Genomic DNA, 21,762 nt, shown 5'->3' with positions numbered 1-21,762 from the left:
GCGGACCGGAGGCGAGAGCTCCGCGACCGCCCCGTACCCACCCCTGCCCTCACCCCGCTTTGTCCTGACGCAGGAAAAAGTTCCACCGGACCGCTGCGCAAGGGCTTTCCGTTCCGGACGAACAGGTCTACGGTCCACAGCGTGTACATGGCATAACTCGGGTCGCTGGTGTCCCACACACCCCGGACGACCCGCGCGGCAGTCCCCGCGCAGAACGGCACGGCAGCACCCCGCCCGTACAACCGGCACTCTCCGGAGGACACTCGTGCACAGAACCCCAACCGGAAACAGGAGCAGAACACGGCTCCGCGTACGCAAATCCCTCGCGCTGCTCACCGGCGGCCTGCTCGCCGCGGCCACCCTGGCCCTGGGCGCCACGCCCGGAGCAGCCGCGACAGGGCCCTCCTCGCCGGCCGCCACGGACGCGGCGGCCGAGGAATTCCAGCAGGTCACCCTTGCCAAGGGGGTGGCCGAGACCGGCGAGCCCATGACGCTGGCGGTGCTCCCCGACCGCAGCGTCCTGCACACCGCGCGCGGCGGCGAGCTGTGGCTCACCGACAGCGGTGGCGACACCACGCTCGCCGGTGTCCTCCCCGTCTACTCCCACGACGAGGAAGGCCTCCAGGGCGTCGGCGTCGACCCGGACTTCAGCAGGAACCGGGCGATCTACCTCTACTACGCGCCCCCGCTGGACACCCCGTCCGGAGACGCCCCCGAGAACGGCACCGCCGCCGACTTCGCCAAGTTCGACGGAGTGAACCGGCTCTCGCGCTTCGTCCTCAAGGACGACGGCACGCTCGACACCGCCAGCGAGAAGAAGGTCCTGGACATCCCGACCTCGCGCGGCATCTGCTGCCACGTCGGCGGTGACATCGACTTCGACGCGCAGGGCAATCTGTACCTGTCGACCGGCGACGACTCCAACCCGTTCGCCTCCGACGGCTACACCCCGATCGACGACCGGCCCGACCGCAACCCCGCGTTCGACGCCCGGCGCACCTCGGGGAACACCAACGACCTGCGCGGCAAGATCCTCCGCATCAAGGTCGCCGACGACGGCTCGTACAGCGTCCCCGAGGGCAACCTCTTCGCCCCGGGCACGGACAAGACCCGCCCCGAGATCTACGCGATGGGCTTCCGCAACCCCTTCCGCTTCACCGTCGACAAGCCCACCGGCATCGTGTACGTCGGTGACTACGGGCCCGACGCCGGCGCGGCCGACCCCAAGCGCGGACCCGGCGGCCAGGTCGAGTTCGCCCGCGTCACCGAGGCCGGAAACTTCGGCTGGCCGTTCTGCACGGGCAAGAACGACCCGTTCGTCGACTACGACTTCGCGACCAAGACCTCCGGCGAGACCTTCGACTGCGCCGCGCCCAAGAACACCTCCCGGTACAACACCGGACTGGTCGACCTGCCGCCGTCCCAGCCCGCCTGGATCCCGTACGACGGCGGTTCGGTGCCCGAGTTCGGCACCGGATCCGAGTCCCCGATGGGCGGCCCCGTCTACCACTACGACGCCGACCTCGACTCGCCCGTGAAGTTCCCCGAGGCCTACGACGGCAACTTCTTCGCCGGTGAGTTCGGCCGGCGCTGGATCAAGCGCATCGACCAGGACACCGACGGCACGGTGAAGTCCATCAACGCCTTCCCGTGGTCGGGAACCCAGGTGATGGACATGACGTTCGGTCCCGACGGCGCGCTGTACGTACTCGACTACGGCACCGGCTACTTCGGCGGCGACCAGAACTCGGCGCTCTACCGCATCGAGAACGCCACCGGCGGACGCTCGCCGATCGCCGAGGCGAGTGCCGACAAGACCTCGGGCACCGCACCTCTCAAGGTCGCCTTCTCCTCGGCCGGAACCACCGACGCCGACGGCGACACGCTCAGCTACAGCTGGGACTTCGGCGACGGGGGCACATCGACCGCCGCCAACCCCACGTACAGGTACAAGAAGAACGGCACCTACACCGCCACCGTCACCGCCACGGACCCCACCGGCCGCACCGGCTCGGCGAACGTCCACGTGACGGTCGGCAACACCGCTCCGGTGGTGAAGCTGGAACTCCCCGGTGACGGGCAGCTGTTCTCCTTCGGCGACGACATCCCGTTCAAGGTGACCGTCACCGACCCCGAGGACGGGACCATCGACTGCTCGAAGATCGAGGTCCGCTTCATCCTCGGCCACGACAGCCACGGCCACCCCATCACCTCGGCGCACGGCTGCACCGGCACCATCAAGACGGAGATGGACGGCGGACACGACCCCAACGCCAACATCTTCGGTGTCATCGACGCCTCGTACACGGACGGCGGGGGAGGCGGCCAGGCCCCCCTGTCCGGCCACGACCAGTCCGAGCTCCAGCCCCGCCACCGGCAGGCCGAGCACTACAGCGCCTCCCAGGGCGTCGCCCCGCAGAACAAGGCGACCGCCCATGGCGGCAAGACGGTCGGCGACATCCACAACGACGACTGGATCTCCTTCAAGCCGTACCTCCTGGCCGGTTCCACCAAGCTGACCGCGCGGATCTCCTCCGGCGGCGCCGGCGGCTTCCTCGAAGTGCGCGCCGGCTCGGCGACCGGCAAGATCCTCGGCTCCGCACCCGTCCCGGTGACCGGTGCCTGGGACAACTTCCAGGACATCGACGTACCGCTGCGCGGCGTCCCGCAGAAGAGCACCGAACTCTTCCTGGTCTTCAAGGGCGGTGACGGGGCGCTCTTCGACATCGACGACTTCGAGCTCTCCAACAGCGCCCCCGACAAGACCGCCAAGCGGGTCCTGGTCTTCTCGAAGACGGCCGGTTTCCGCCACGACGCGATCCCTGATGGCATCGCGGCGCTCAAGGAACTCGGCAAGGACAGCAACATCACCGTCGACGCCACCGAGGCGGCAGGCCAGTTCACCACCAGCAACCTGGCCCGCTACGACGCCGTCGTCTTCCTCTCGACCACCGGTGACGTGCTCAACGCCGACCAGCAGAAGGCCTTCGAGAACTACGTGGCCACCGGCGGCGGCTACATGGGCGTCCACGCGGCGGCGGACACCGAGTACGACTGGTCGTTCTACGGCGGACTCGTCGGGGCCTACTTCTCCTCGCACCCCGCCATCCAGCCCGCCACCGTCCGCGTCGAGGACCACAAGCATCCGGCCACCGCGCACCTCGACGACGAATGGAACCGCACCGACGAGTGGTACAACTACCGCACCAATCCGCGAGGCCAGGCCAAGGTCCTCGCGACACTCGACGAGACGACCTACACCGGCGGCTCCATGAAGGGCGACCACCCCATCACCTGGTGCCAGACCTACCAGGGCGGCCGCTCCTTCTACACCGGCCTCGGCCACACCAAGGAGTCGTACGCCGAACCGGCCTTCCGCCAGCTGCTCCAGGGCGGCATGCGGTACGCGGCCGGACAGGTGAAGGCCGACTGCAAGCCCGACACCGGCTACCGGTCGATCTTCAACGGCAAGACGCTCGAAGGCTGGAAGCAGGCGGGCCCCGGAAAGTTCGACGTCGTCGACGGTGAACTCCGCTCGCAGGGCGGCATGGGCCTGCTCACCTACCAGGCCAAGGAGCTCGGCTCGTACTCCCTCAAGCTCGACTGGAAGATGCAGGGCGACGACAACTCCGGTGTCTTCGTCGGCTTCCCGGAGTCCGACGACCCCTGGTCCGCGGTGAACAACGGCTACGAGGTCCAGATCGACGCCACCGACGCGCCCGACCGCACCACGGGCTCCGTCTACACCTTCAAGGCGGCGAACGCCAAGGCCCGTGACCAGGTCCTGCGGCCCCCCGGCCAGTGGAACAGCTACGAGATCAAGGTCCAGGGCGAACGCCTCCAGGTCTTCCTCAACGGGGTGAAGATCAACGACTTCACCAACACCGATCCCGTGCGGAGCCTGAAGAACGGCTACATCGGCATCCAGAACCACGGTGCCGACGACCATGTGTCCTTCCGCAACATCCAGCTGAAGGAACTGCCCTCGGCGTAGGGCGCCCGTCCCGGTGACGGCGGGCGAGGAAGGGACACCCTCCCCGCCCGCCGTCCCCGCCCGATCCCGGTCCCCTGTCGTACAGCGCCACCCGCTCTGCCCAGCCAGCACCCCCAGCCAGGGAGGCAGCCCGTGTCAGCAACCGCCGTACGTACCGGAGTCTGGTTCATCGGAGCACGCGGCTCCGTCGCCACCACCGCCACCGCGGGGTGCGCGGCGATCGCGGCAGGGCTGCACCCGGCGGCAGGCATGGTCACCGAGACCCCGCCCTTCACCGGCAGCGGGCTGCCCGCACTGACGTCACTCGTCTTCGGCGGACACGACACGGCCGGCTGCCCGCTGCCGAAACGGGCCGAGGCACTGGCGGCCGGGGGAGTGCTGCCGCACGGCCTGCCCTCGGCGGTGCACTCCGAACTCGCCGCCGCGGACGCGGAGATACGGCCCGGTGGGCCACTGCCCGGCGACACCCGCGACGACGAGGAACTCATCACCGCGTTCGCCGCCGACCTCACCGGCTTCGGGCACCGCAACGGCCTGGCCAGGACGGTCGTCGTCAATGTGGCGTCCACGGAACCCGTCCCGGCCCCCGGCGAACAGCGGCTGCCCGCCAGCTCGCTCTACGCGGCGGCGGCGCTGCGGGCCGGCTGCCCCTACATCAACTTCACCCCCTCCACCGGGCTGCGCACCGCCGCCCTCCAGGACGCCGTCGCGGCTTGCGGACTTCCTCACGCGGGCCGCGACGGCAAGACCGGCCAGACGCTGCTGCGCTCCGTGCTCGCCCCGATGTTCGTGCAGCGCGCCCTGCCCGTACGGGCCTGGTCCGGAACCAACCTGCTGGGCGGCGGGGACGGAGCGGCGCTGGCCGACCCCGCTGCCGCGGCCGCCAAGAACGCGGGCAAGGAGCGCGTCCTCGCCGACACCCTGGGCGCCGCCCCCGAGGGCGAGGTCCACATCGACGACGTACCGGCCCTCGGCGACTGGAAGACCGCCTGGGACCACATCGCGTTCGACGGATTCCTCGGCGCGCGGATGGTGCTCCAGACCACCTGGCAGGGCTGTGACTCCGCGCTGGCCGCTCCCCTGGTCCTGGACCTCGCCAGACTGGTGGCCCGCGCCCACGAGCGGGGCATGAGCGGCCCGCTTCCCCAGCTCGGCTTCTACTTCAAGGACCCGGACGGCGGCCCGGCCGCGCTCTTCGAGCAGTACCTCGCGCTGCTCGCCTTCGCCGGGACGCTGCGGGGGGAACGGTGACCGCACGCGCCTGGGCGGAGCTGCTACGGATCTCCGCGCTCTTCACCGTCCCCGGTGACGCGCTCGCCGGGGCGACGGCGAGCGGCCGGCGTCCCGACCGCGGAACCGCGCTCGCCGTCGGAGCCTCGCTCTGCCTGTACGAGGCGGGCATGGCGCTCAACGACTGGGCCGACCGCGAGGAGGACGCCATCGACCGCCCGCACCGGCCGATCCCCTCGGGCCGGATCGCACCCGCCGCGGCCCTCGCGGCGGCGGGCGCGCTGACGGCCGCCGGGCTGGGCCTCGCAGCCCGGGCCGGCCGCCCGGCCCTCGCGGTGGCCACGGGGCTGGCGGCGACCGTATGGGCGTACGACCTCCGCCTGAAGCACACCCCGGCCGGTCCGGCGGCCATGGCGGCGGCGCGCGGGCTCGACCTGCTCCTCGGCGCCACCGCGACCGGGGCGGCGCGGCGGACGACGGGGGCGGCCCGTGGGGGGCCGGGTCCGGAGGCGATGCCGGGCACGGGGTCCGCCCGAGGTTCGGATCCTGCTGGGCGCGGCTCCGTCCGCGCCGCCCTTCCGGCCGCCGGCCTGCTGGGTGCGCACACCTACGCCGTCACCGCAGTCTCCCGGCACGAGGCGCACGGCGGATCCACCACCGCACCCCTCGCCGCGCTCGCCGCCGTCGCCGCCCTGGGAGCCGCGGCCGTGCACGAGCAGCGTGGACGGCGCGGAGCCCGGGAGACGGATCCGCGCACCGGCGACGGCAGCAGGAACGAGCCACCCCGGTCACACCCTTCGCACCGCTCGCCGGTGTCCCCCGCCCCGACCGTCCCCGGTCTCGTGCGCACCGCGCTGACCGGCTCCTACTTCAGGACCGCCGCGGTCCCCCTCCTGCACGCCGCGCTCAACCCGTCCCCACCGCTCACCCAGCGCGCCGTCGGCGGCGGCATCCGGGCGATGATCCCGCTCCAGGCCGCCCTAGCCGCCCGCGCGGGAGCACTGGGGACGGGCCTCGCCGTCATGGGACTCGTCCCGATCGCCCGTACCCTCGCCCGGAAGGTGAGCCCGACATGACGATCCGCTTCGGCTACGGCACCAACGGGCTCACCGACCTCCGCCTGAACGACGCCCTCGGACTCCTCGCGGACCTCGGCTACGACGGCGTCGGCCTGACCCTCGACCACATGCACCTCGACCCCCTCGCCCCGGACGCAGCCGCCCGCACCCGCCACGTGGCGGCCAGGCTCCAGGAACTGGGGCTCGGCGTCACCGTGGAGACCGGTGCCCGCTACATCCTCGACCCGCGCCGCAAGCACGGCCCGTCCCTCCTCGACCCGGATCCGGAGGCCCGCGCCGCCCGCACCCGGCTGCTCGTCCGGGCCGTCGGCATCGCCGCCGACCTCGGCGCCCACGCGGTGCACTGCTTCAGCGGCATCACCCCGCCGGACACCACCCCCGACACCGCATGGCAGCGGCTCACCGGCTCCCTCACCCCGGTCCTGGAGGCCGCCGACCGCGTCGGCATTCCCCTGGCGATCGAACCCGAGCCCGGACACCTCCTCGCCAACCTCGCCGACTTCCACCATCTGCGCGTCCTCAGCGGCGACCCGGCACCGCTCGGGCTCACCCTCGACATCGGCCACTGCCAGTGCCTGGAGCCCGCCCTGCCCGCCGACTGCGTCCGCGACGCCGCACCCTGGCTGCGCCACGTCCAGATCGAGGACATGCGCCGCGGCGTCCATGAACACCTCCCGTTCGGCGAGGGCGAGATCGACTTCCCGCCCGTGCTCGAAGCACTCGACACCCTCTCGGACACCGGCTACCGCGGCCTCGCCGTCGTCGAACTGCCCCGCCACTCCCACGCCGGCCCCGAACTGGCCCGCACCTCCATCGAATTCCTCCGCGACCACAGTCCGTCGAAGGACCGCCCACCGAGCCACAACCCGCCGGGCCGCAGTCCGTCGCGACACAGCCGGTCGAAACACAGCCCGTCGAGCCGCTGAACCGCCGAAGGGAGCGAGGCCATGCCGATGTCCCCGACGAACCCCCCACTGCTGACCCGCAAGGAACTCGACGCACAGCTCGGCGGAGCCGCACGCGCCTGGCTCGACGAGGCCCTCGCCGAGGCGGAGCACTCCGCCGCCCACCAGGACGCCGAACAGCCCGGCGGACCGTATGCCGCCCCGTCGTGGGAACTGCGGTACGCCGCGGCCGGCCGGCACTGCGGACTCGAACACGCCGACTCCGTACGCGCCCTGCTGCTCATCGAGGCCCGGGTCGCGCTGCCCGCCCTGACCAGGCTCTACGAACAGGGCACCGCCGCCGAGCGGCGCGCCGTCCTGCTCACCCTGCACCGGCTGGACCTCGGCCCCACCGCCCTTCCGCTCGTCGAGGACGCCCTGCGCACCAATGACACCCGGCTGGTCGCCGCAGCCGTCGGACCGTACGCCGCCGTTCATCTCGACCCGCACAACTGGCGCCACGCCATCCTCAAGTGCCTCTTCACCGAGGTCCCCGTCGACGCCGTCGACGGACTGGCCCGACGCGCGCGCGGCGACGCCGAACTCGCCCGCATGCTCGGCGACTTCGCCGCCGAACGCATCGCAGCGGGCCGCGCCGTCCCCGCCGACCTCACCCACGTCCTCGCACTCACCACCCCCGGTGCCGCCGCCCCCACGGAGGAGTCCTGATGCGCATCTTCGACCCGCACATCCACATGACCTCCCGCACCACGGACGACTACCGGGCGATGTACGACGCGGGGGTCCGCGCCCTCGTGGAACCCTCCTTCTGGCTCGGCCAGCCCCGCACCTCGCCCGCCAGCTTCTTCGACTACTTCGACGCCCTGCTCGGCTGGGAACCCTTCCGCGCCGCCCAGTACGGCATCGCCCACCACTGCACGCTCGCCCTCAACCCCAAGGAGGCGAACGACCCGCGCTGCACCCCCGTCCTGGACGCCCTGCCCCGCTATCTCGTCAAGGACTCCGTCGTCGCCGTCGGCGAGATCGGCTACGACTCCATGACCCCGGCCGAGGACACCGCCCTGGCCGCCCAGCTCCAGCTCGCCGCCGACCACGAACTGCCCGCACTCGTGCACACCCCGCACCGGGACAAGCTCGCCGGGCTGCACCGCACCCTCGACGTCATCCGCGAGTCCCACCTCTCCCCGGAACGGGTCCTGCTCGACCACCTCAACGAGACGACCGTGAAGGACGCCCTGGACAGCGGCTGCTGGGCAGGCTTCTCCATCTACCCCGACACCAAGATGGACGAGGACCGCATGATCGCGATCCTCAGGACCCACGGCACCGAGAGGATCCTGGTCAACTCGGCCGCCGACTGGGGCAGGAGCGACCCGCTCAAGACCCGCAAGGTGGGCGACGCGATGCTCGCCGCCGGGTTCGGTGACGACGATGTCGACCGGGTGCTCTGGCGCAACCCCGTCGCCTTCTACGGACAGAGCGGCCGTCTCCAGCTCGGCGTCGCCGCGCCGGAACCCCTCCACGAGGGCAACTCCATCCTGCGCGGCGGGGAGTGAGGCGATGCGCTTCCGCCACCCCGACGGCTCCACCGTCCACCTCGCGTACTGCACCAACGTCCACCCCGCCGAAACGCTCGACGGCGTCCGCGCCCAACTGCGCGACCACTGCGAACCGGTCCGCAGACGCCTCGGCCGCGACCGGCTCGGCATCGGTCTCTGGCTCGCCCGGGATGCGGCCCGTGCCCTGATCAACGACCCGGCCGAACTGCGCTCCCTGCGCGCCGAACTGGACCGCCGCGGCCTGGAGGTGGTCACCCTCAACGGCTTCCCGTACGAGGGATTCGGCGCCGACGAGGTCAAGTACCGGGTGTACAAGCCGGACTGGACGGACCCCGAGCGGCTCTCCCACACCACCGACCTCGCCCGGCTCCTGGCCGGCCTGCTCCCCGACGACGCCACCGAAGGCACCATCTCCACCCTCCCGATCGCCTGGCGCACACCCTTCGACTCGGACCCGGAGGCGGCCCGCACGGCACACACCGCGCTCACCACCCTCGGCGAACGGCTCGACGCACTCGCCGAGCTCACCGGCAAGTCCATCCGCATCGGCCTCGAACCCGAACCCGGCTGCACGGTCGAGACCACCGCCGACGCCATCGCACCCCTCACCTCCGTCGGGCACCCACGCATCGGCATCTGCATCGACACCTGCCACCTGGCCACCTCCTTCGAGGACCCCGGCACCGCCGTCGACGCGCTCGGCGCAGCGGACATCCCGATCGCCAAGGCACAACTCTCCGCCGCCCTGCACGCCGAACACCCCCACCTCCCCGAAGTGCGCACCGCACTCGCCGCCTTCGCGGAGCCCCGTTTCCTGCACCAGACCCGCACCCGTACCGCCGCCGGGCTGCGCGGCACCGACGACCTCGGCGAGGCCGTCACCGGCCGGGTCCTGCCGGACGGCGCCCCCTGGCGCGCCCACTTCCACGTCCCCCTGCACACACCACCCGCACCACCTCTCGCTTCCACCCTTCCCGTGCTCCGATCCGCACTGACCCGCCTGGTGGGCGGCGCACGGCCCCTCACCAGGCACCTGGAGGTCGAGACGTACACCTGGCAGGCGTTACCGGCCGCGCAGCGCCCCCGTACCCGCACCCAGCTCGCCGACGGCATCGCCGCCGAACTCACCCTCGCCCGCGACCTCCTGGTCGACCTCGGCCTCAAGGAGCTCCCGTGACCACCGCCGAGCAGCCCACCGGGCCCACCACCCCCACCCCTCTCCTCGTCATCGACGTCGTCGGTCTCACCCCGAGGCTCCTGGACCACATGCCGCACCTGAAGGCCCTGGGGCGGTCAGGCACCCACGCCTCCCTCGGCACCGTCCTCCCCGCCGTCACCTGCGCCGCCCAGTCCACCTTTCTCACCGGCACCACCCCCGCCGAACACGGCATCGTCGCCAACGGCTGGTACTTCCGCGAACTCGGCGACGTCCTGCTCTGGCGTCAGCACAACGGACTGGTCGCGGGCGACAAACTCTGGGACGCCGCCCGCCGCTCCCACCCCGGCTACACCGTCGCCAACATCTGCTGGTGGTACGCGATGGGCGCCGACACCGACATCACCGTCACTCCGCGCCCCGTCTACTACGCCGACGGCCGCAAGGAACCCGACTGCTACACCCGTCCGCCCGCTCTGCACGACGAACTCACCGAGAAATTCGGCACCTTCCCCCTCTTCCACTTCTGGGGCCCCGGCGCGGACATCGTCTCCTCGCAGTGGATCATCGACGCGACCCGGCACATCCTCGGCACCCGCCACCCCGACCTGGCCCTGTGCTACCTCCCGCACCTCGACTACGACCTTCAGCGCTACGGCCCCGACGACCCGCGCTCCCATCGCGCCGCGGCCGAGCTCGACCGCGCCATGGCCCCCCTCCTGGACGACGCACGCCGCGAGGGCCGCACCGTCGTCGCCCTCTCCGAATACGGCATCACCCGGGTCGACCGGCCCGTGGACATCAACCGGGCGCTGCGCCGGGCCGGTCTCCTGGAGGTCCACACCCAGGACGGCATGGAGTACCTCGACCCGATGGCCTCCCGCGCCTTCGCCGTCGCCGACCACCAGCTCGCCCACATCTACGTACGCCGCCCCGAGGACCTCGAAGCGACCCGCGAAGCCCTCCAGGACCTTCAGGGCATCGAGCAGCTCCTCGACGACGAGGGGAAGAAGGCGCACGGCCTGGACCACCCGCGCTCGGGCGAACTGGTGGCCGTCGCGGACCCCGATGCCTGGTTCACGTACTACTACTGGCTCGACGACGACCGCGCACCCGACTTCGCGCAGCTCGTCGAGATCCACCGCAAACCCGGCTACGACCCCGTCGAACTCTTCCTGGACCCCCAGGACCCGTACGTCCGGGTCAAGGCCGCCGCGGCCGTCGCCCGGAAGAAGCTCGGCATGCGCTACCGCATGGCGGTCGTGCCCCTGGACCCGTCACCTATTCGCGGCAGCCACGGCCGACTTCCGCAGAGCGACGAAGAAGGTCCGCTCATCCTGTGCTCCACCCCCCACGCGTTCACCGGCCCCGTCCGGGCCACCGAAGTGAAGTCCTTGCTCCTCGAGCTTGCCGGACTGCACTGACAACGTCCCGCCCCCAGAAGGAGTTCCGCCATGAGCCGCCGCACCCCCGTCGACGCCGAACTCGCCCATAAGCTCAGCAGGCGTTCCATGCTCGGCGTCGCAGCCGGAGCCACCGCAGCCGCCCTCCTCGGTGCCGCCGCCCCGTCCGCCACCGCCCAGGGCCGGCCCCAGGGCGACCCGCTGCTGCCGCCCGGCCGTCTCGGGATCCAGCTCTACACCCTCCGCGACAAGGTCTCGACCCTCGGCTTCGACAAGGTCTTCGCCGAACTGGAGGCGTACGGCTACGACGAGGTCGAGTACGCCGGATACACCCAGGGCTCGGCCGGTGCCATCACCCTCGCCCAGCTCAAGCAGCTCACCCGCGACCACGGACTCAAGGGCATCGGCAGCCACGTCGGCTACTACGACAACAACAACCCCAACGCCTACACCTTCGCGCAGAACCTGACCAAGGTCCTCGACGACGCCCAGGCCCTCGGCCTCAAGCACGTCGGAACCGCGTCGGGACCGTTCCGCTACGGGTCGACGGTCGACGCCTGGAAGCGCGCCGCCGAGGAGTTCAACATCTACGGCGCCGCGGCCAGGAAGCGTGGCATGAAGTTCTACCAGCACAACCACGCCGAGGAGTTCTCCTTCGCCACCGACCGGCCCGACGTCCGCCTCTACGACGTACTGCTCGCGGAGACCGACCCCGATCTGGTCTTCCTGGAGATGGACATCTACTGGGCCTACGTCGGACAGTTCCGGTTCGGGAAGCGGGCCGACGGCACCCCCGACACCTTCGACCCGTTGCACTACGTACTGAAGCAGCCCGACCGTTATCCGCTCTTCCACGTCAAGGACGGCGAGCACGACATAGCGGCCCGCGACGGCTACCGCATGGTGGACGTCGGGGACGGCGACATCGACTACAAGAAGTTCCTCAGTGCCGTCACCAGGACCCATGGCGGCCGCCGTGACCACCACTGGCAGGTGGAGCACGACCAGCCGATCGTCGACTCCTTCACCACGGCCCGCCGCTCGGCCGCATATCTGCACACCCTGCGTCGCAAGGGCTGCTGACCCACCGCACGCACGACGGCCCTCCCCGCGAAGCGGCGGGGAGGGCCGTCGTGACGGCCGCGCAGCCGGGCCTTCCGCCGGTCCGGCCGCAGCTCTCGGCCGCGTGGGCGGCCCGGCCGGCGCGGAATGGGGCGGCCGGTGGCGATCCACTGTGTGTACGGGCGTGAACGCGGACGGTGGTCGCGACGGCGGATGTGGGGCCGGATCGTGCCAGGTGCGTCCGCCGCACCGCACTGACCACGGGAAACGCAGGTGAGAGCCACCCCGAACCCCTGGTATTGTTTTCCATGTCGCCACGGGAAACCGGGGCCGACCACCTGGTCCGGGTGGCGGAATGGCAGACGCGCTAGCTTGAGGTGCTAGTGCCCTTTATCGGGCGTGGGGGTTCAAGTCCCCCCTCGGACACCAGTAGGAAATCGGTCGAATGCCGGTCGGGATTACTCCCGATCGGCATTTCGCGTTGCGGGCCCGCGCCCGGATGTTCCCTCTGATGCCGTGCCCGATCGTGCGCTCGGCTCACTCCCGTCTCCTCCGTCACGCTCGTTACGATCCGGTCTCGGACGTCGGGTGGGGTCTTGTATCGGGCTGTGTAATCGTTTCCAATCATCCTTGTAATCGATTCCACGGTTCCGGTCCACAGCTCCGGCCCGCTGGTTTCGAGGCTCATGGAAACCACAAGGAGGTGGTCCGGACATGACGAGCATCAAGGACGTCGCGGCCCAGGCGGGAGTCTCTGTCGCGACGGTCTCCCGTGTTCTCAACAGTCATCCCTCCGTCAGCCCGGACGCGCGGACACGAGTCCTCGCCGCCGTCGACGCCCTCGGCTACCGGCCCAACGCCGTCGCCCGTTCGCTGCGCACCGACCAGACGCGCACCCTCGGCCTGGTCATCAGTGATGTGCTCAATCCGTACTTCACCGAACTGGCCCGCTTCGTCGAGGAGGAGGCCCGGGCCCTCGGCTACAGCGTCATCATCGGCAACGCCGACGAGCGGCCGGAGCTGCAGGACCACCACGTCCGCACGCTCCTCGACCGGAGGATCGACGGGCTGCTCGTCTCTCCCGCGGACGGCGACTCCCCGCTGATGGCGGACGTGGCACGCGCCGGCACCCCGATGGTCTTCGTGGACCGGTGGATGCCCGGTGTCGACGTCCCCGTCGTACGCGCCGACGGCCGCCTCGCGATCCGGGACCTGGTCGCCCATCTGCACGCGCTGGGCCGCCGCAGGCTCGCGATCATCGCGGGCCCCGCGGCCACCACCACGGGCAACGAGCGCGTCGAGGCCTTCCGCGAGGCGCTGCGTGCGTACGGGCTCGTGCTGCCCGACGCCTACATCGGCCAGGGCGACTTCCAGGCGGACAGCGGCCGGAGGGTCACCGAGCGCTTCCTGGCACTTCCCGAACCGCCCGAGGTCGTCTTCGCCGCCGACAACCTGATGGCACTCGGCGCGCTGGACGCCATCCGTGCGGCCGGCCTGCGTGTCCCGCAGGACATCGGGCTCGCCGCCTTCGACGACATCCCGTGGTTCGTCCACACCGCCCCGCCGATCACGGCGATCGCCCAGCCGACCGGTGAGCTCGGCCGCGCCGCCGTCCGCGCACTCGTCGACATCGTCGAGGGCCGGTCCCCGCAGTCCGTCACCCTGCCGGCCCGCCTCGTCGTACGCCGTTCCTGCGGCGAACCCACTTCGGACCAGAGGAGCAACTGGTGAGCAGTCCCGACGAGTTGCTGCGCATCGAAGGCGTACGCAAGACCTTCCCCGGCGTGGTCGCGCTGGACAGCGTGGACTTCGACCTGCGCAGCGGCGAAGTACATGTCCTGCTCGGCGAGAACGGAGCCGGAAAGAGCACACTCATCAAGATGCTCTCCGGCGCCTATCGCCCGGACAGCGGCCGGATCTTCGCCCAGGGGCGCGAGGTCCGTATCCACGGCGCACAGGACGCCGAGCGGCTCAAAATCGCCACGATCTACCAGGAGTTCAACCTGGTCCCCGATCTCACGGTCGCCGAGAACATCTTCCTCGGCCGGCAGCCTCGCCGTTTCGGGCTGATCGACCGCCGTCGCATGGAGGCGGACGCCGAGGTGCTGCTGCGCCGCGTCGGCCTGCATGTCTCGCCGAGGGCCAGGATCCGCGAACTGGGCATCGCCCGGCTGCAGATGGTGGAGATCGCCAAGGCGCTGAGCCTGGACGCCCGCGTCCTGATCATGGACGAGCCGACCGCGGTCCTCACCTCGGAGGAGGTAGACAAGCTCTTCCGGATCGTGCGGCAGCTGCGCGCGGACGGCGTCGGTGTCGTCTTCATCACCCATCACCTCGAGGAGATCGCGGCACTCGGCGACCGGGTCACCGTGCTGCGCGACGGCCGGAGCATCGACCAGGTGCCCGCCTCGACCCCCGAGGCGGAGCTCGTACAGCTGATGGTGGGACGCAGCATCGACCAGCAGTATCCGCGTGAACGACCGGAGGCCGGCAGCCCGTTGCTGTCCGTGCGAGGTCTGACCCGCGACGGCGTGTTCCATGACATCAGCTTCGAGGTGCGGGCCGGCGAGGTGGTCGGTCTGGCCGGTCTCGTCGGTGCCGGACGCACCGAGGTCGCCCGCGCCGTCTTCGGCGCCGACCCCTACGACGGCGGCAGCGTCGACGTGCTCGGCGAGCGGCTGGCCAAGCACGACGTCACCGCGGCGATGGGCGCCGGGATCGGCCTCGTGCCCGAGGACCGCAAGGGGCAGGGCCTGGTGCTCGACGCCTCGGTGCAGGAGAACCTGGGCCTGGTCACCCTGCGCTCGGCCAGCCGCTCCGGGCTGGTGGACCTCAAGGGGCAGCGCGCGGCGGCCGCCCGGATCGCCGAACAGCTCGGCGTACGGATGGCGGGCCTCGGCCAGCACGTCCGTACGCTCTCCGGCGGCAACCAGCAGAAGGTCGTCATCGGCAAGTGGCTGCTGGCCGACACCAGGGTCCTGATCCTCGACGAACCGACGCGCGGCATCGATGTCGGCGCCAAGGTCGAGATCTACCAGCTCATCAACGAACTCACGGCGTCGGGCCATGCGGTCCTGATGATCTCCAGCGACCTGCCCGAGGTCCTCGGCATGAGCGACCGGGTGCTGGTCATGTCCCAGGGGCGGATCGCGGGGGAACTCGCCGCGCACGAAGCGACCCAGGACGCGGTGATGGCCCTCGCCGTCAGCGCACCTCCCACAACACCCCCCACAACACCTTCCGACGCATCGTCCACGACGACTGAGGAGAGCCCCCGTGGCCACTGACACGCTCAAGAGCAATACGGGCGCCAGTGGCGCCGCAGGGCACACGGTCCGCCGTCTCCTGCTCGACAACGGCGCCCTGAGCGCCCTGGTCGTCCTGCTGGTGGCGATGTCGCTGCTCTCCGGCGACTTCCTGACCACCCAGAACCTGCTGAACATCGGTGTGCAGGCCGCCGTGACCGCGATCCTCGCGTTCGGTGTCACCTTCGTCATCGTCTCGGCGGGCATCGACCTGTCCGTGGGCTCGGTCGCCGCGCTCTCGGCGACCGTCCTGGCCTGGACGGCGACCTCGGAGGGGCTGCCGGTCTGGCTGGCGCTCGTCCTCGCCGCCGCCACCGGCATCGCGTGCGGTTTCGTCAACGGGGCGCTGGTCTCGTACGGGAAACTGCCGCCGTTCATCGCGACCCTGGCGATGCTGTCGATCGCGCGCGGGCTGTCCCTGGTCATCTCCCAGGGCAAGCCGATCGACTTCCCCGACCCGGTCTCGGCGCTCGGTGACACGCTCGGCGGCTGGCTGCCCGTCCCGGTCCTCGTGATGATCGTGATGGGGCTGATCGCGGCACTGATCCTGGCCCGCACCTACATCGGCCGATCGATGTACGCGATCGGCGGCAACGAGGAGGCGGCCCGGCTCTCCGGGCTGCGCGTCAAGCGGCAGAAGCTGGCCATCTACGCCCTGTCCGGGCTCTTCGCCGCGGTGGCGGGCATCGTCCTCGCCTCCCGGCTGACCTCCGCGCAGCCGCAGGCCGCGCAGGGTTACGAACTCGACGCGATCGCCGCGGTGGTCATCGGTGGTGCCAGTCTCGCCGGCGGCGTCGGCAAGGCGTCCGGAACCCTGATCGGCGCACTCATCCTCGCGGTCCTGCGCAACGGGCTGAACCTCCTCTCCGTCTCCGCGTTCTGGCAGCAGGTCGTCATCGGCGTCGTCATCGCGCTCGCGGTGCTGCTGGACACACTGCGCCGCAAGGCCGGTTCCGGAGCCGCCGCACCGGGCGGTTCGTCCGCGGCGCCGGGCTCACCGGGATCCGGTCGCAAGGGTGCGGGGGCGGTCAAGTTCGGCATCGCCGCACTGTGCGTGGCCGTCGTCGTGGGCGGGGTGTCGTACTTCAACTCCGGTTCCTCCGGCGGCAACACCAAGGTGGGCATGTCGCTCTCCACGCTCAACAACCCCTTCTTCGTCCAGATGAAGGCGGGCGCACAGGCGGAGGCGAAGGCGGCCGGGGTCGACCTCACCGTCACCGACGCCCAGAACGACGCCTCGCAGCAGGCCAACCAGCTCCAGAACTTCACGAGTTCCGGCATGAAGTCGATCATCGTCAATCCGGTGGACTCGGACGCGGCGGGCCCCGCCGTCCAGGGCGCCAACAAGGCGGACATCCCCGTGATCGCCGCCGACCGGGGCGTCAACAAGGCGCGGACCGCGACGCTCGTCGCGTCCGACAACGTCGCCGGCGGCAGGCTCGCGGCCAAGGCGCTGGCCGAGAAGCTCGGGGGCAGGGGCAGCATCGCCGTCCTGCAGGGCACGGCAGGCACCTCGGCCAGCCGCGAGCGCGGCGCGGGCTTCGCCGAAGGCCTCAAGGCGTACCCCGGCATCAAGGTCGTGGCCGAGCAGCCGGCGGACTTCGACCGCACGAAGGGCCTGGACGTCATGACCAATCTGCTCCAGTCCCACCCCGGCATCAGCGGTGTCTTCGCCGAGAACGACGAGATGGCGCTCGGCGCGGTCAAGGCGCTCGGCGGCAAGGCCGGAAAGTCGGTCTCCGTCGTCGGCTTCGACGGAACCCCGGACGGCCTGAAGGCGGTTGCCGCGGGCACGCTGTACGCCTCCGTGGCCCAGCAGCCCAAGGAACTGGGCAGGATCGCCGTGCAGAACGCGGTGAAGGCGGCAGAGGGCAAGAAGGTCGGCAGCACGGTGATGGTGCCGGTCAAGGTCGTCACCAAGAGCAACGTCGCCGATTTCTCCTGAGCCCGGCCCGACGGGACCCCGGCGTGGCTGATCGGGACTCGCGGGCACGGCCCGGCCCGCCCCGAACAGCCGTCCGAACACGGAAAGCAGGAACCATGTACGAGAGCGATAACGACCACGACCGGTACGACCTGCTGGTCGTGGGCTCCGCCAACGCCGACCTGGTCGTCGGCGTCGAGCGGCGCCCCGCCCCCGGCGAGACCGTGCTCGGCTCCGACCTCGCCGTCCACCCGGGCGGCAAGGGGGCGAACCAGGCGGTCGCCGCAGCCCGCCTCGGAGCCCGTACGGCCCTGCTGGCCCGGGTCGGTGACGACGCGCATGGCCGTCTGCTCCTGGAGTCGCAGCGGGCGGCGGGCGTCGACACCGAGGGTGTCCTCGTGGGCGGGGCCCCCACCGGCGTCGCGCTGATCACCGTGGACCCCTCGGGTGACAACAGCATCGTGGTGTCGCCGGGGGCCAATGCCCGCCTCACCCCGCAGGACATCCGGGCGGCCGGCCACCTGCTCGGCGCGGCCCGGGTCGTCTCCGTACAGCTGGAGATCCCGCTGGACACGGTCGCCGAGGTGGCCGCTGCGATGGCACCGGGTACCCGACTGGTGCTGAACCCGTCCCCGCCCGCGCCCCTGCCCGACCACGTGCGGGCCGCCTGCGACCCGCTGGTGGTCAATGAGCACGAGGCGCGCTACATGCTGGGCGGGGCAGCGGGCGCCACGCCGGAGGACTGGGCGCGGGCGCTGCTCGCGCTCGGCCCGCGGTCGGTCGTGGTCACGCTGGGCGCGGCGGGGGCACTGGTCGCGGACAGCCGTGGGGACGAGGTCGTACGCGTACCGAGCGTCGAGGTCGAAGCCGTGGACACGACCGGGGCGGGCGATGCCTTCACCGCCGCCCTGGCCTGGCGGCTGGGCCTGGGCGAGGAGCTCGCCGACGCCGTCGCGTTCGCCGTCCGGGTGGGCGCGGCAGCCGTCACCCGGCGCGGTGCTCAGGCGTCCTTCCCGACCGCAGAGGAAGTCTCCGCGCTGTGAAGAAGGCAGGGATCCTCAACCGCCGTCTGGCCGGAGCGCTGGCCGGACTGGGCCACGGCGACGGCGTACTGGTCTGCGACGCGGGCATGCCCATCCCGGACGGTCCGCGCGTCGTCGACCTGGCCTTCCGGGCCGGTGTCCCCTCGTTCGCGGAGGTGCTCGACGGGCTGCTGGACGAACTGGTGGTGGAGGGCGCGACAGCGGCGCGCGAGGTACGGGAGGCCAACCCGGAGGCCGCGCGCCTCCTGGCGGAGCGCCTTCCGGAACTCGCCCATGTACCCCATGAGGAACTGAAGGCACTCTCGGCGGGTGCCCGGCTGGTGGTGCGGACGGGGGAGGCGCGGCCGTACGCGAATGTGCTGCTGCGGTGCGGGGTCTTCTTCTGACGGCAATCACCGGCGAAGGAACGGACCATCAGTAACCCACGGCCGAGGTTGCTTTGGGGCAGACGTGACGTAGCGTTGCCCTTTTGGTGGTGTTCGAAGGAGCACCGCGAGGCACCGTTGTGCCCCCACCAGCTGTGGGGCACCGAGGGGTTTTGGGATGAAGCTCTGCTTCCTCGTCGAAGAGCTGTACCGGCATGACGGCATGCCGCTCGACGTCGTCCGGCAACTGACGTCGTGGGGACACCACGTGGACGTGGTGCGCCCCGGCGGCTCACTCCTGCGGATATCGGAGGAGGTGCGGGCGGGGACCCACGACGCCTGGGTACTCAAGACCGTGTCCGGCGGACCCGGGCTCACCCTGCTGGAGGCCGCGGCGGCGGTGGGGCTGACCACGGTGAACGACGCACGGTCGATCCGTGCGGTGCGCGACAAGGTTCTCACCTCGGTCATCGCGCGGCAGTACGGGCTGCCGGTCCCGGTGACCTATTCGGCACCGAGGGCCACGCTGTTCGCGGACGTTCCCGAGGAGCTCTTCCCCCTGGTGGTCAAGCCCGCCGACGGCAGCTCGGGGCGCGGAGTGCGACTGGTGTCGGACCCCGGGCGGCTGGCGGACGCGGAGCAGCCGGGCGAGGGGCAGCTCATCGCACAGCCCTATGTGTCCAATGCGGGCTCCGACCTCAAGGTCTACTGCCTCGCGGGCGAGTTCCACGCGACCGTGCGCCGCTCCCCGCTCCACCCGGACGCACCGGTCGACGAAAGAGCCGTCCCGCTGCCCGCCGAAGTGGCCGAAGCGGCGGCGAAGGTGGGAGCGGTCTTCGGCCTCGACCTCTACGGCATCGACGTGGTTCTGGGCCCCGACGGCCCCGTGATCGTCGACATCAACGACTTCCCGAGCTTCCGCCGCGTCCCCGATGCCGCATCCCGGCTGGCCGGCGCCGTTCTGGAGCTGGCCAGGACCGGCGGCTCCCACCGGAAGGGCGCGATCGCTCCTGCCCCGCGCATTCCCGTGCAGCCGGAGATCTCCCACGGCCGGCACCGTCCGCCCCCCTCCGGCCCCGGGCCCGTGGCGGACATGGCGGCAGCCGTACCGGAAGGCGCGCGGACATGAGGGTCTGTGTGCTGACCGACAAGCCGGACCATCCGATGCTCGCCGCGGCCGCTTCCGTGCTGACCGGGGCGGAGCACCGGGTGACGTTCCTGGACCCTGACGCCGGAACCGGATCCCCGTCGCGACCGGAGGCCGCGGACGGTCTCGCCGACGTCTACCTCCTCAAGGCCCACACCCCCCGGGCACTCGCGCTGGCCCGGTCCCTCGAAGGGCTCGGCGCCCGGGTGGTGAACTCCGCCGCGGCGACGGAGCTGTGCCAGGACAGGAGCCGGATCGCCGCCGTGGCGGAGGGCGCGGGTCTGCCGATGCCCCGGACCCGGACCCTCGGCTCACTGTCCGAAGTCCTCCACGGCCCGGAACTGCCGGACAGCGGCTATCCGTTCATGGTCAAGAGCCGCCACAGCCGCCGCGCGGACCTGGTCGCCCGCGTGGACGGCCCGGCCGGGCTCCGGTCCCTTGCGGCGGAGTGGTCCGACGAGCCCGTCGTGCTGCAGGAGTTCATCGCGAACAGCGGCTGGGACCACAAGCTCTGGGTGATCGCGGGAGAGGTGTTCGCGGCGGTGCGCCCCGCTCCGGTGGGCGCACCCCCGGACGGTGTGCGGCCCGCGCCGCTGGTCCGCGAGCTGCCGCGGGACTGGACCCGGCTCGCCCTGCGCACGGGCGAGGTCTTCGGCCTGGACGTCTACGGTGTCGACCTGCTGGACCGCGAGGGGGAGCCCGTCGTCGTCGACATCAACGCCTTCCCGGGCATCCGCGGCCCGAAGGGTGCCCCCGGGGCGCTGGCGGCGCTGGCCCTGCGACGCCCCGGCCCCCGGCCCGCTCGTGGGACCGGAGACGGTCTCGCACACCTCGGGGGCCCCGGCCCCGCCCTCAGCTCCGGTTCGCGTACACGATGAGGTTGTCCACCGGGTGGCCCCGGTCGTCGAAGGCGCCGTCGCAGGTGATCAGGCGCAGGGTGCGCGTGTTGGTCGCGCCGTAGACCTTCTCGGTCGGGAAGGCCTTCTTGCTGACCGTCTCGGTCGCGGTGACCCGGAAGTGGAGTTCCGCGCCGCGGTCGTTGCGGACGGCGATGTCCGCTCCCTTGCCGATCTTCTTCAGATCGTGGAAGACGGCCTTCCCGAAACGGGTGTTGTTGTGTCCGATGATGACCGCGGCGCCGCGCTCTCCGGGAGCAGTACCGCCGGTGTACCAGCCGGCGGTCATGCCCTTCTCGGCGGGCGGGACCTCGACGGTGCCGTCCTGGTTGAGGCCGAGGCGCATCAGCTCGCTGTCGATGCCGAGCGACGGGATGCTGATGCGGACGGGGGCGGCCGCCGGGGAGTCCCCGGGTTTCCCGGTCCCCGTCGAACCATCCTGTGCCGGAGTGCCGACCGTGGCGGTGGTGCCGCTGCCGGGCATCGCGGCGGACGAGCCGTCCGTGGCGTCGGAGGAACAGCCGGCGAGGAAGAGACAGGCGAGCAGCGGCAGCGCGGCGCGTCGGAGCGAGGGCGATGTGCGGAACATGGGGGCTCCGTAGATTGTTGGGCGGCCATCGGCAGTGGGGGGGCGGCGGGGGGGGGGGGGCGGCCCGCGGGGGGGGGGCGGGGGCCCCCCCCCACCCCGCCCCCC

The 21,762-nt window shown here is 71.4% G+C and carries 17 protein-coding genes and 1 tRNA gene; 17 read left to right on the top strand and 1 reads right to left on the bottom strand.

All coding sequences use genetic code 11. From position 1 onward, the window contains the following. Positions 1-265: 265 nt before the first annotated feature. The 17 genes from AB0D53_RS37140 to AB0D53_RS37060 all read left to right on the top strand — a co-directional run bounded on the left by AB0D53_RS37140 (position 266) and on the right by AB0D53_RS37060 (position 21,050). A complete protein-coding gene (locus AB0D53_RS37140) occupies positions 266-3,994 on the top strand; it encodes a ThuA domain-containing protein (RefSeq protein WP_362453778.1) in 3,729 nt (1,242 codons plus the stop codon). Positions 3,995-4,126: 132 nt separating this feature from the next. Beyond that, positions 4,127-5,245, top strand: a complete 1,119-nt coding sequence (locus tag AB0D53_RS37135) for an inositol-3-phosphate synthase (protein ID WP_362453777.1) — start codon at positions 4,127-4,129, stop codon at positions 5,243-5,245. Next, positions 5,242-6,300 (top strand): SCO3242 family prenyltransferase, encoded by a 1,059-nt coding sequence (locus AB0D53_RS37130; RefSeq protein WP_362453776.1) that lies wholly within the window; start codon positions 5,242-5,244, stop codon positions 6,298-6,300. Before AB0D53_RS37135 ends, AB0D53_RS37130 begins: the two co-directional genes overlap by 4 nt. Next, positions 6,297-7,229 carry a sugar phosphate isomerase/epimerase family protein gene (locus tag AB0D53_RS37125; RefSeq protein WP_362453775.1) on the top strand — a complete coding sequence of 311 codons (933 nt, stop codon included), beginning with the start codon at positions 6,297-6,299 and terminating at the stop codon, positions 7,227-7,229. Before AB0D53_RS37130 ends, AB0D53_RS37125 begins: the two co-directional genes overlap by 4 nt. Before the next feature lie 21 nt (positions 7,230-7,250). Beyond that, positions 7,251-7,916 (top strand): EboA domain-containing protein, encoded by a 666-nt coding sequence (locus tag AB0D53_RS37120; protein ID WP_362453774.1) that lies wholly within the window; start codon positions 7,251-7,253, stop codon positions 7,914-7,916. Next, on the top strand, positions 7,916-8,764 hold the full coding sequence (locus tag AB0D53_RS37115) for a TatD family hydrolase (RefSeq protein WP_362453773.1): 849 nt from the start codon (positions 7,916-7,918) through the stop codon (positions 8,762-8,764). The genes AB0D53_RS37120 and AB0D53_RS37115 overlap by 1 nt, the downstream gene beginning before the upstream one ends. 4 nt (positions 8,765-8,768) lie before the next feature. Continuing rightward, positions 8,769-9,944 carry a metabolite traffic protein EboE gene (eboE, locus tag AB0D53_RS37110; RefSeq protein ID WP_362453772.1) on the top strand — a complete coding sequence of 392 codons (1,176 nt, stop codon included), beginning with the start codon at positions 8,769-8,771 and terminating at the stop codon, positions 9,942-9,944. Beyond that, positions 9,941-11,347 (top strand): nucleotide pyrophosphatase/phosphodiesterase family protein, encoded by a 1,407-nt coding sequence (locus AB0D53_RS37105; RefSeq protein WP_362453771.1) that lies wholly within the window; start codon positions 9,941-9,943, stop codon positions 11,345-11,347. Before eboE ends, AB0D53_RS37105 begins: the two co-directional genes overlap by 4 nt. 30 nt (positions 11,348-11,377) lie before the next feature. Then, positions 11,378-12,409: a sugar phosphate isomerase/epimerase gene (locus tag AB0D53_RS37100; protein WP_362453770.1), complete on the top strand. Its 1,032-nt coding sequence runs from the start codon at positions 11,378-11,380 to the stop codon at positions 12,407-12,409. A 320-nt stretch (positions 12,410-12,729) separates the two neighbouring features. Continuing rightward, positions 12,730-12,817 (top strand) — tRNA-Leu (locus tag AB0D53_RS37095). 285 nt (positions 12,818-13,102) lie between these two features. Beyond that, a complete protein-coding gene (locus AB0D53_RS37090; protein ID WP_362453769.1) occupies positions 13,103-14,119 on the top strand; it encodes a LacI family DNA-binding transcriptional regulator in 1,017 nt (338 codons plus the stop codon). Next, positions 14,116-15,675 carry a sugar ABC transporter ATP-binding protein gene (locus AB0D53_RS37085; protein WP_362453768.1) on the top strand — a complete coding sequence of 520 codons (1,560 nt, stop codon included), beginning with the start codon at positions 14,116-14,118 and terminating at the stop codon, positions 15,673-15,675. The genes AB0D53_RS37090 and AB0D53_RS37085 overlap by 4 nt, the downstream gene beginning before the upstream one ends. Then, positions 15,665-17,638 (top strand): substrate-binding domain-containing protein, encoded by a 1,974-nt coding sequence (locus AB0D53_RS37080; RefSeq protein ID WP_362453767.1) that lies wholly within the window; start codon positions 15,665-15,667, stop codon positions 17,636-17,638. Before AB0D53_RS37085 ends, AB0D53_RS37080 begins: the two co-directional genes overlap by 11 nt. Before the next feature lie 95 nt (positions 17,639-17,733). Continuing rightward, complete coding sequence (locus AB0D53_RS37075; protein ID WP_362453766.1) at positions 17,734-18,660, top strand: ribokinase; 927 nt, start codon at positions 17,734-17,736, stop codon at positions 18,658-18,660. Beyond that, entirely contained in the window at positions 18,657-19,046 is a 390-nt protein-coding gene (gene rbsD / locus AB0D53_RS37070) for a D-ribose pyranase (protein ID WP_362453765.1), read from the top strand. Before AB0D53_RS37075 ends, rbsD begins: the two co-directional genes overlap by 4 nt. 157 nt (positions 19,047-19,203) lie before the next feature. After that, the gene (locus AB0D53_RS37065; RefSeq protein ID WP_362453764.1) at positions 19,204-20,154 is read left to right on the top strand and encodes a hypothetical protein; all 951 of its coding nucleotides are present in this window, start codon (positions 19,204-19,206) and stop codon (positions 20,152-20,154) included. Further along, positions 20,151-21,050: an alpha-L-glutamate ligase gene (locus AB0D53_RS37060; RefSeq protein ID WP_362453763.1), complete on the top strand. Its 900-nt coding sequence runs from the start codon at positions 20,151-20,153 to the stop codon at positions 21,048-21,050. The genes AB0D53_RS37065 and AB0D53_RS37060 overlap by 4 nt, the downstream gene beginning before the upstream one ends. Here the strand turns inward: AB0D53_RS37060 and AB0D53_RS37055 are convergent. Beyond that, positions 21,025-21,657: a class F sortase gene (locus AB0D53_RS37055; protein WP_362453762.1), complete on the bottom strand. Its 633-nt coding sequence runs from the start codon at positions 21,655-21,657 to the stop codon at positions 21,025-21,027. The genes AB0D53_RS37060 and AB0D53_RS37055 overlap by 26 nt on opposite strands. Positions 21,658-21,762: the final 105 nt, after the last annotated feature.

This window comes from Streptomyces sp. NPDC048295 (genome assembly GCF_040652135.1).
Lineage (GTDB): Bacteria > Actinomycetota > Actinomycetes > Streptomycetales > Streptomycetaceae > Streptomyces.
This window is presented reverse-complemented; position numbering and strand designations above follow the sequence as displayed.

Excerpts from the sequence above, each read along its gene's own strand:
- AB0D53_RS37055 (WP_362453762.1), bottom strand. The coding sequence starts at position 21,657 with ATGTTCCGCACATCGCCCTCGCTCCGACGCGCCGCGCTGCCGCTGCTC.
- AB0D53_RS37060 (WP_362453763.1), top strand. The coding sequence starts at position 20,151 with ATGAGGGTCTGTGTGCTGACCGACAAGCCGGACCATCCGATGCTCGCC.
- AB0D53_RS37120 (WP_362453774.1), top strand. The coding sequence starts at position 7,251 with ATGCCGATGTCCCCGACGAACCCCCCACTGCTGACCCGCAAGGAACTC.
- AB0D53_RS37075 (WP_362453766.1), top strand. The coding sequence starts at position 17,734 with ATGTACGAGAGCGATAACGACCACGACCGGTACGACCTGCTGGTCGTG.
- AB0D53_RS37100 (WP_362453770.1), top strand. The coding sequence starts at position 11,378 with ATGAGCCGCCGCACCCCCGTCGACGCCGAACTCGCCCATAAGCTCAGC.
- eboE (WP_362453772.1), top strand. The coding sequence starts at position 8,769 with ATGCGCTTCCGCCACCCCGACGGCTCCACCGTCCACCTCGCGTACTGC.
- AB0D53_RS37125 (WP_362453775.1), top strand. The coding sequence starts at position 6,297 with ATGACGATCCGCTTCGGCTACGGCACCAACGGGCTCACCGACCTCCGC.
- AB0D53_RS37090 (WP_362453769.1), top strand. The coding sequence starts at position 13,103 with ATGACGAGCATCAAGGACGTCGCGGCCCAGGCGGGAGTCTCTGTCGCG.
- AB0D53_RS37115 (WP_362453773.1), top strand. The coding sequence starts at position 7,916 with ATGCGCATCTTCGACCCGCACATCCACATGACCTCCCGCACCACGGAC.
- AB0D53_RS37065 (WP_362453764.1), top strand. The coding sequence starts at position 19,204 with ATGAAGCTCTGCTTCCTCGTCGAAGAGCTGTACCGGCATGACGGCATG.